This is a genomic window from Tenacibaculum sp. 1_MG-2023, from assembly GCF_030547425.1.
Classification (GTDB): Bacteria; Bacteroidota; Bacteroidia; order Flavobacteriales; family Flavobacteriaceae; genus Polaribacter.
In genome coordinates this window covers 1-9,483 of the sequence record NZ_JAUORH010000040.1, presented here as the reverse complement: position 1 = coordinate 9,483, position 9,483 = coordinate 1, and the positions used below count along the sequence as shown (strand labels likewise).

The window sequence follows — 9,483 nt, the reverse complement described above, 5'->3', positions numbered from 1 at the left end:
TCTATTATTAGAATGATTAATAATGAGCCTATGACCTGGAAACAAATAAAACAGAACGTAACTTAATAACTCAAAAATATTATTTTAGCAATGCTATAAAAAGATTTAGACGAATGTAAATTGCTATAACAATACAATCACCTAATCTTTTATATTTCAAATTCCTCTTAAAACTAGCATACGTTTACTTACAAACGAATGCCTAACACTATTTTAGTACTTTGTGTTTTGGCATGTTTTAAAGGTAAACGTTATTGAAAAAGTAACTTAAATTAAAAATTGATATTATGAAGTATTATTTATCAGAAAACAGATTAACAGATGAAGAAAACTATGTAGCACGTGTATTAACAGAGCGTACTATTAACCAAGACGAGCTTATTGAAAAAATGTTGAGCAAACGAAACTTAGTAAGCAAAACCGACATTGTAGCGGTATTAAACTCGTATTACGAAGAAATTATTGTATCTATAGAAGAAGGCGATAACATTAATTTACCTATAGTAAACATAGGTTATTCTATTTCTGGGGTTTTTGATACAGAGGAAGACAGCTTTAACCCCGATATTCATAAACTACACGTAAACTTAAATAGCGGAAAACTTATTAACGAGGTAAAAGAAGACATTCCGCTGCAAAAAATAACAGCACCTATTACCAGTACTTTAATTAACAACTGTAAAGATATAACAAGCCAAACAACCAATACTACCATAACCTCTAACGGATTGTTTGAGTTAAACGGAGTTAGGTTAAAGGTGGATGGTGATAAAGACGAGGTAGGCTTGTATTTTGTTGCAGAAGACGGTACTGAAACCAAAGTACAATACCTAGCTCAAAATAGTTTTAAAAGAGTAATAGGGCAAGCACCTACTTTAACAACGGGTACTTATAAAATTAGAATTAAAACGCAAGCTACTAATACAGCAGGACTATATTTAAAAGAAACACGTATCTCAGATTCATCATTTATGGTTACAGTAGCTTAGCAAAACCGTAAAATTACTTAGCTTAAAAGCTCATAGGTTATTATAATCTGTGGGCTTTTTTTATGATATTTTTAAAAGAACTTTTTAGTACATAGAACAAACAAAGAGTTTTGTAATGTTAATTACAAAATTAGTGTGCCATATAATAATTGGGGCGTAGTCCCAATTAGGCTTGGGGTGTCGTCCCAATTAGGCTTGGGGTGTCGTCCCAATTAAGCTTGGGGTGTCGTCCCAATTAAGCTTGGGGTGTCGTCCCAATTAAGCTTGGGGTGTCATTCCAATTAGGCTTGGGGTGTCGTCCCAATTAGGCTTGGGGTGTCGTCCCAATTAAGCTTAGAGTGTCATCCTAATTAAGTTTTTGAGGTTACCAATAGCTAAAAGGTGTTTATATAGCTTTATGCGTTGGCTTATTCCGATTCTCCGTTTATCGTTTCCATTATTTCTCTAAAACTATTCAATCCAGATTCTATATTTTCAATTATTTCATTCGCTAAAATGTCTGGGTCTGGTAGATTGTCTAAATCAGTCAAACTTTTGTCTTTCAGCCAAAAAATATCCAAACTCGTTTTGTCTCTTGCAATGATTTCATCATAGGTGTATTTTCGCCACCTTCCTTCTTCATTTTCTTCGCTCCACGTTTCTTTTCGTTTGCTAATGTTCTTACCGTTATACAATTCAATAAACTCTTTTAAATGCTCTTGACGCATTGGACTCTTCTTTGGTGTATGATGCACATTGGTTCTGTAATCATAAAACCAAACCTCTTTTGTCCAAGGGTCTTTGCTAGCAGGTTTGTTATTGAAAAACAACACATTTGCTTTTACTCCTTGAGCATAGAAAATTCCTGTTGGCAACCTCAAAATGGTGTGTAATTCTGTGGTTTTCATTAGTTGCTTACGCACTTCCTCACCAGCTCCACCTTCAAATAAAATATTATCAGGAAGCACAACAGCTGCTTCTCCGTTTATTTTTAATTGTGTCTTTATATGTTGCAGGAAGTTTAATTGCTTGTTGGAAGTTGTTTCCCAAAAATCTTGACGATTATAACTTAAATCTTCTTTTACAATTTCGCCTTGTTCGTTGGTAAAAGTCATACTACTTTTTTTACCAAAAGGTGGATTTGCCAGAACGTAATCGTAACGTTCGCCGTCATCTGCAATTAAGGCATCATTTGGATTGATAAACGATTCTCCATCTATTTCGCCAATGTTGTGCAAATACATATTCATTAAGCACATTCTACGTGTATTGGCAACAATTTCGTTTCCGTAAAAGGTTTTGTTCTTTAAAAAGGCCTTTTCTTCTCGGTCTAATTTGTTGTTCTCTACAATCCAATCGTAAGCAGCTAAAAAGAAACCACCAGTTCCACAGGCTGGATCCACAATGGTTTTCATTGGTTTGGGTTGTACGCAAGCCACCATTGTTTTTATTAAGGCTCTTGGTGTAAAATATTGTCCAGCGCCACTTTTGGTATCTTCTGCGTTTTTCTCTAAAAGCCCTTCATAAATTTTACCTTTTATATCTGCTCCCATCATCGACCAATCTTCTTTATCAATGAGATTGATGACTTTTAATAGTTTGGCAGGATCTTGAATCTTGTTTTGACTCTTAGTGAAAATTTGCCCTAGTGTTCCTTTTTCTGTACTCAGTGTACGTAATAATTGGCTGTAAAAGGATTCTAATTCTGCACCACGTTTGCTAGACAAAGTTTCCCAATTGGCAATTTCGGCATCTGCAACCTCATTGCCTTCAACATCTTTTAGCTTTGGAAAAACCAAACCTTTATTATAAGGTGGTTTATTGAGTTCATCTGCCATTTTTAAAAATAGCAAATAGGTAATTTGTTCTAAATAATCGCCATAACCTACACCATCGTCACGTAGTACGTTAGCAAGGTTCCATATTTTTGATATGATGGTTGAGTCTGTCATTTCTTAATTTGTTTTATTGCTTGGTCAATATCATCTAATTTTTGGCTGTCTGATTGCAACCTGTTTTGATGAAACTGCTCGTATTTTTCTATTGCTAATTTATCTGCTATTTTTTTTGAAATAGTACCTGCATTTTGCAATATCTCTTGTCCGTTAAACTGTAAGAAAGCGTCTAATTTTTCTCGCCAATCTTTCATAAACATTTGTCTATGATTTTTGGCTTGTAACTCTGCATAATCTAGATACATTGTAACAATTCTGTTTAGGGTATCTAGTTCCTCTTTTTTGAGGTAATTTTTAGAAACGGTTACATCTTGCTTTCTAACTTTAGCACCTTTCCAGGTAGTTAACCCCATATTGTCTTTTTCTGCATTGGAGCGTTGTGCAATTACCTCTGCTGCTGTATTTCCTGTGGCTGCAAAAATGAGTTTGTTTTGTACTACTTTAAAAAACTCTTGGGTTTCTTCGGCAGTAGGCTCATAATCTACAGCAAGTGCATAAATATCTGTTATTTTACGATAGAAACGCTTTTCACTAGAGCGTATATCACGTATTTGATCCAGTAACTCATCAAAATAATCTTTGCCGAAGGGATTGTCTGGGTTTTTTAGTTTTTCATTATCCAAAACAAACCCTTTTCTTATTAATTCAGTAAGCTGTTTGGTAGCCCAAATTCTAAAATGCGTTCCTCTTATTGAATTTACACGATAACCTACCGAAATTATCATATCTAAATTAAAGTACATTACTGCTTTGGTCTGTGTTTTCCCTTTTATAGCACCGTGTTGAGTGGTTGTTGCAATTTTTGCAACAACCAGTTCTTCTTGCAGTTCTCCTGTCTCAAAAATATTTTTAATGTGCCTTGAAATTCCACTTTTGTCAATCCCAAACAGTTCTGCCATTTGGTTAATAGTAAGCCAAATGGTTTCGTCTTTTAACAGTACATCTACTTTTACTTCGCCATTTTCGTTGGTATAAAGTAAAAAATTGTTGGTTCTATTTAGTTCTTTCGCCATTATTTCTCTTTTCTGCTTTTATCTTCTCCAACAAAACACTCGCAGGTTCATAATCTGGATGTTGCTTACAAGCTGCAATTTCTGCTTCGCTTAACAGTTTGCCTTCAAAGGCTTTCTTCAAAATGCTTTGGCGTAAGGCTTGGGCTTTTTCTAAACTGTCTGCTATATCTTTTTCTACTTTATCACAAACCGATAAACGGCTTTCTATGCCTTTGACAATTTGGTGTTGTTCTTTTAATGATGGAAATGGAATAACAGTATTTTTTACAATTGTTAAGTTCAAATTTGGTTGAACTCCACCACTAGAAAGTAAACGTATTTCTTCATAATTTTTAAGTAAAAACAATTTTAGAAACTTTTTTGATTCTTTGTTTTCTTCTAATAGAGTAATTGCTGCTAAAGCTTGATTTGTTGCTGTATCAATATTTAATTCAGAACATTTACCTCTTGTTTTTCCTTCTCCATACATTGCCATTAATAAAGAGCCTTTGGGAATCAGCTTGCAATTAGTTTCTTTAATAGCTGTTTCAGTTATTAATTCAGATGATTGGTTTACAAATTCATCATTTACAACTGTACTTGTTACCCAAGGAATTGTACCATTTTCCCAATATTTTGCATTACCTCTTTTAGGTGTTGCTCCTGTTTTAACGTCTGCAATCTCAATAATTTTTTTTTGAGGATATTCCCCCTCAAACGCCTTTTTTAAAACCGCTTGTCTATAAATTTTTAATTGCTCTTGTGCTTTTTTAAGGTCGGCAATACCGCTATCTAAACTGCTAAATAATGCTTCTATTTTTTTGACAATTTCTTTTTGTTCGACTAAAGGTGGTAACAGGAATTTCTTTTTTGCAAAAACAGAAATCCAATATCTTTTATGTGTATCACTTCTTACTTGATTTACTTGCATTGCATAATATACAAGTGGCATATTAACCAATTTACTTGTTGGTACAAGTATTTTCATTGCAGATGACTTTACCTTAAATTTAAAATTTACATACTGCATAGCAGTAGTAAAATCATCAAAAATTATGGTTGGTAAATTATCAAAAATACCATCTGTTTCATTCGTGTATCCTTTTATAAAAGTTTTACCAGCTGTTAAAACTGGCATTTTGTAACTGTCGTTGTATTTTGTGCTTTTTACAATGTACTTTGTAGGTTGTTCGTAATCTAATAAATCTTCGAAGCAACATTCTGTCCAATCGTCTTTCATTATGCTGCTAGTACTTCATTGAGTTCGTTAATAATGTCATTCATTTGCTTACCAAATAATTGGTGCATTTTACCTTTTCCGCCTTTGGCATCAAAAGGGGTGTACTCTAAATCGTCTATTTCTATATGGTAACTGCTAACAACGTGGTCTTTTATCATTCGTAACCAGTCTAGTTGCTCTTGTGTAAAACGGTTGTGTTGTCCTGCATTTTGCTTAAAAATCCACGTTTTAAAATTGTTTTCAATCGTTTTGTCGTAAGCTTTCAATTCGCTGTCTATTCCACACGCTCTTCTAATTAACGAAACTAACGCAGTTAATTCGTCTTTGGGTTGTTTGCTTTTTACGTCTTCTAAAGTGACATAAGCATCCCAAACATAATCTGGTGCTAATAGTGGCTTTTCTAATTGTAGTTTTTCCATCACATCTTTTATCATTTTAAACGTAATGTCTCTGCGATTGTAAGGTTGGTTATAAAAAATACTCAAGGCTTTAATTTCATCTTTGTTGGCTTCAAGATATTCGGTAAAATCTTTTACAATTTCTGTTGCTTTATCTACAGAAGTGGTTTCCCATTCGCTTTTTGTAACCGTATCTATGTTTACGCTATCAATAATTTGTTCGTGTTGTTTACGAACATTATCCAAATAACCATTTAACTCTCCGTTAAAGGTTTTACTTGCTTCTAAAATAAGTGCTTCTTGTGCATCTTTTTTAGCTTCTTCTATTAAAGCAGGTGTTTGGTCTTGAACAGGAATTTTGTCAATTTCAATTTGTGCTTTGGTTTCAATTTCGTCTTGGTCAAAAGCTGTAATTAACTCTTTGGTAATTTGTTTTAAATTTTTACCACCAGAAAATTCCAATAATCTATCTTTTTCCTTTTCTGTAATTTGTTTCTCTAAACGAATTAATCGATTTGCTAAAGACAAAAACAAATCTTCGTCTGCAACTCCCATTGTTACTGCTCCCAATAAATCTTTCATTGGCACAGAAGGTTTACGTTCTAAAGGACGGCTATCTGTTTTTTTAGATTTTGTTGCACCAACAGCATCTACAATTACGAAATGCGTTTTAGTTTTAGCTGTTTTAGTTACTAATTGCAACGAATCACTATTAATAGTTCGTGTACCACGACCTTTCATTTGCTCAAAATAGTTGATGCTTTTTACATCTCGCATAAACAATAACACCTCTAAAGGTTTTACGTCTGTTCCTGTTGCAATCATATCAACTGTAACCGCAATTCTTGGATAATAGGAATTTCTAAAACGGTTCAACACCGATTTTGGGTCTTCCTCAATTTTGTAAGTTACTTTTTTACAAAAGTCGTTTCCTTCGTCAAATTCTTCTCGAATTATTTTTATAATATCGTCTGCGTGACTATCTGTTTTTGCAAATACTAATGTTTTTGGCACTTCGTATTCGCTATTTTCATCAATACGATTTGGATAAATAGTTGTTTTTAAAGCTTTTTTATATTCTCGAATGATGTTCCTAATTTGACTAGGATTGACTACTTTTTTATCTAAATCGTTGCGTTTATATTCGGTATCTTCATCTTCTTGTTGCCAACGTTTTTTACGCGTTAGTTTATCTCGTCTGTCTACAAACCAACCTGCTTTTATGGTTTCTCCTTTTTGAGAAATTTCTGTTTCAATGGTATAAACATCATAAGGAACATTTACACCATCAGTTACAGATTCTTCATAAGTATATTGGCTCACTACATTTTCATTAAAAAACCCGAAGGTTCTTTTATCAGGTGTTGCAGTTAAGCCAATTAAAAAAGCATCAAAATAATCTAGTACTTGTTTCCATAAATTATAAATGGAACGGTGAGCTTCATCAATGACTATAAAATCAAATTGTTCGATGGGTACTTTTGGTGTGTACTCAACAGGAACAGCTTTGTTTTTTGACATTTTGTTTTGAAGCCAAGAATTTTCATTTGGATTATCGAGTTCAGCACTTTCGTCTAATTCTTCTCCTTTTAAAATAGAGTAGAGGCGTTGTATTGTTGAAATACAAACTTGACTATCAGAAGCAATATAACTTGAAGATAAACGCTGAACATTATAAAGTTCCGTAAATTTTCGGTTATCGTCATTTGGCTGAAAAGTCATAAATTCCTGTTCCGCTTGCTCGCCAAGGTTTTTGGTGTCAACCAAAAACAGAATACGTTTTGCATCTGCGTGTTTCAACAAACGATACACAAAAGTTGCTGCTGTAAATGTTTTTCCAGCACCAGTTGCCATTTGAATTAAGGCTTTTGGTCTGTTCTTTTTGAAAGAATGTTCCAGATTATTAACTGCAACAATTTGAGCAGGACGAAGTCCTGTTTCATCTAATGCAGGTATTGATAACAATCTTTCTCGAAGACTTTTTCCTTTTTTTAACCACTCTGCAATTGTTTCCGGTTTATGAAAACTAAAAACATTTCTTCCTCTTGGTTTTGGGTCTCGATAATCTGTAAATCTTGTTATTGTTCCTGTGCTTTCATAAACGAAAGGCAAAGGGTCGTTATTTAAGTATTTTAGTTTTGCGTTTGCATAATTTGAAGATTGTTCCTCAACGACTGTAAGTCTGTGTCCTTCGTCTTCACGTTTTGCTTCTATAATTCCGACAGGTTTTCGGTCTACGAACAGCACATAATCGGCAGGCCCAACATCCGTTTGATATTCACGTACCGCAATTCCTTTTCCAGCAGATAAGTCAACTTTCTTTTTCGACTGGACTAACCATCCAGCTTCACATAGCATTTCGTCTATTTTATCACGAGCTATTTGTTCAGGATTTTGGTTACTATGTTCAGTCATTCACAAGTTTAATTTTTTATTCTTTTTTCGGTTGTCAATTTACATTTTTTTCGGCTAACGGGATGTCGAGCGTAGACAAAAAATAGCTTTTTGGTTTTTAGGGTTGACGTTTTCGGTATATGAGACAACGTGCTTTTTGAGTAATATGAACTAATATAGGAAAAAAGGTAATTAAATAGTAAAGTAAGAGAAATGTATAAACTGTTTTCTATAAAAAAAGACTGCCTTCATAAGTAGTCTTTTTATTATATATAAAGTTGTTTTATTACGCCTTTTTTTGTCTAGGTTCACAAGCCTATAAAAAGATATGGTTTCCGGTTAGGAGAATATGCCTTTATAAGTTTTATATAATGTTGGTAGTAGTTTTTTACCAATTATCATTTGTGAAAAATGTATAAATACAGATGTAGAAAGTATAAGTAAAATAGTTTCTTTAAAACTTCTTGGTATAGAGTAGTACTCGTTAGGTAGTTGATAATAATAAACTAATTGTCTAGAAAAAACTACTATTAAACTCATTATAAAAATAACAATACCATGGTATTTGTAATTCTTAATTACATAAATTAAAAAAGGAAATAAAAAAGCTGAAAACATATATACTTTTCTTAAAAACAAAAAATCTGCACCTCCATTTTTTTGAGTAACAAACATACCAGAAACTAAATATTCTTCAGTAATTAAGCCAGAAACAACAACTGCAAAGAATATTAGCAGAAAGTTTATAATTGAACTTAATATGTGAAATTTACCTTTATTACTCATTGTAAATTAAAGTTTAAGCTAACTCCATAGTTTTTTTAGCTTGTGCCAAAAACTAGAATTATTTATAACTTTTTCTGGTTTTGAAGAGGTAGTAATATTTTTTTCTGGACGGAGGTAGAAGTTTAAAAACTCTTCCTTTTCAACAAAATATTGCCCAAATCCCCATGTTTGGTCAGTAGAATATATAAGGGCAGAGGTTAATTCAGCAATAGAAGCACCAATAATAGCACCACAAGTATTTATAACTTTGTCCTTTTCATCTGAACGATATAAAAACCATGATTTGTTTATTTTTTTAGCTTTTTCAAGCTTATTCTCTAAATTAAGAACAGTCTTGGTTTCATTCTTATACGTATTTAATTTCCACCAAGGATTATCAGGAGAAGTTTCAGGGTCAAATATAACATCATAATCAGTTTTTATAACACCAGAAACCCCTTTAATAGAAAAGATGAGTAATTGATTTTTTCTCCATTCAAATATATTTGTTAAATCAACTTTGTGATAAGATTCTTTATTTTCAACTTCATCATAGTTTAGAATATGTATTTGAAGTTTAATTTTTTCTCTTAATTGAATTATATTTAGAGAGGAGTTAATGTATTTTTCAGACAGGTTTATTATCTCTCCAAAAGTAACTTCAGTATTTTTAGTTGGTATTATTCCTATGGTAGTGTAGGCTTCCCCTTTTTAGGACACCTCTAATTTCGATAAATAATTATTATTTAGGTCAGATTTGATGAAGAATTT

General features: G+C 32.8%; 6 protein-coding genes. 1 reads left to right on the top strand and 5 read right to left on the bottom strand.

Annotation, left to right across the window (positions count from 1 at the left end):
• Nucleotides 1–287 precede the first annotated feature (287 nt).
• Complete coding sequence (locus Q4517_RS15285; protein ID WP_303511249.1) at nt 288–989, top strand: DNA-binding domain-containing protein; 702 nt, start codon at nt 288–290, stop codon at nt 987–989.
• Nucleotides 990–1,396: 407 nt separating this feature from the next.
• Here Q4517_RS15285 and Q4517_RS15280 read toward each other — a convergent pair whose 3' ends face one another.
• The 5 genes from Q4517_RS15280 to Q4517_RS15260 all read right to left on the bottom strand — a co-directional run bounded on the left by Q4517_RS15280 (nt 1,397) and on the right by Q4517_RS15260 (nt 8,733).
• Nucleotides 1,397–2,920, bottom strand: a complete 1,524-nt coding sequence (locus tag Q4517_RS15280) for a class I SAM-dependent DNA methyltransferase (protein ID WP_303511247.1) — start codon at nt 2,918–2,920, stop codon at nt 1,397–1,399.
• The gene (locus tag Q4517_RS15275; protein WP_303511246.1) at nt 2,917–3,936 is read right to left on the bottom strand and encodes a virulence RhuM family protein; all 1,020 of its coding nucleotides are present in this window, start codon (nt 3,934–3,936) and stop codon (nt 2,917–2,919) included. Before Q4517_RS15275 ends, Q4517_RS15280 begins: the two co-directional genes overlap by 4 nt.
• A complete protein-coding gene (locus Q4517_RS15270) occupies nt 3,917–5,155 on the bottom strand; it encodes a restriction endonuclease subunit S (protein WP_303511243.1) in 1,239 nt (412 codons plus the stop codon). The genes Q4517_RS15275 and Q4517_RS15270 overlap by 20 nt, the downstream gene beginning before the upstream one ends.
• The gene (locus Q4517_RS15265; protein WP_303511240.1) at nt 5,155–7,968 is read right to left on the bottom strand and encodes a DEAD/DEAH box helicase family protein; all 2,814 of its coding nucleotides are present in this window, start codon (nt 7,966–7,968) and stop codon (nt 5,155–5,157) included. Before Q4517_RS15265 ends, Q4517_RS15270 begins: the two co-directional genes overlap by 1 nt.
• Nucleotides 7,969–8,286: 318 nt before the next feature.
• A complete protein-coding gene (locus Q4517_RS15260; RefSeq protein WP_303511237.1) occupies nt 8,287–8,733 on the bottom strand; it encodes a hypothetical protein in 447 nt (148 codons plus the stop codon).
• Nucleotides 8,734–9,483: the final 750 nt, after the last annotated feature.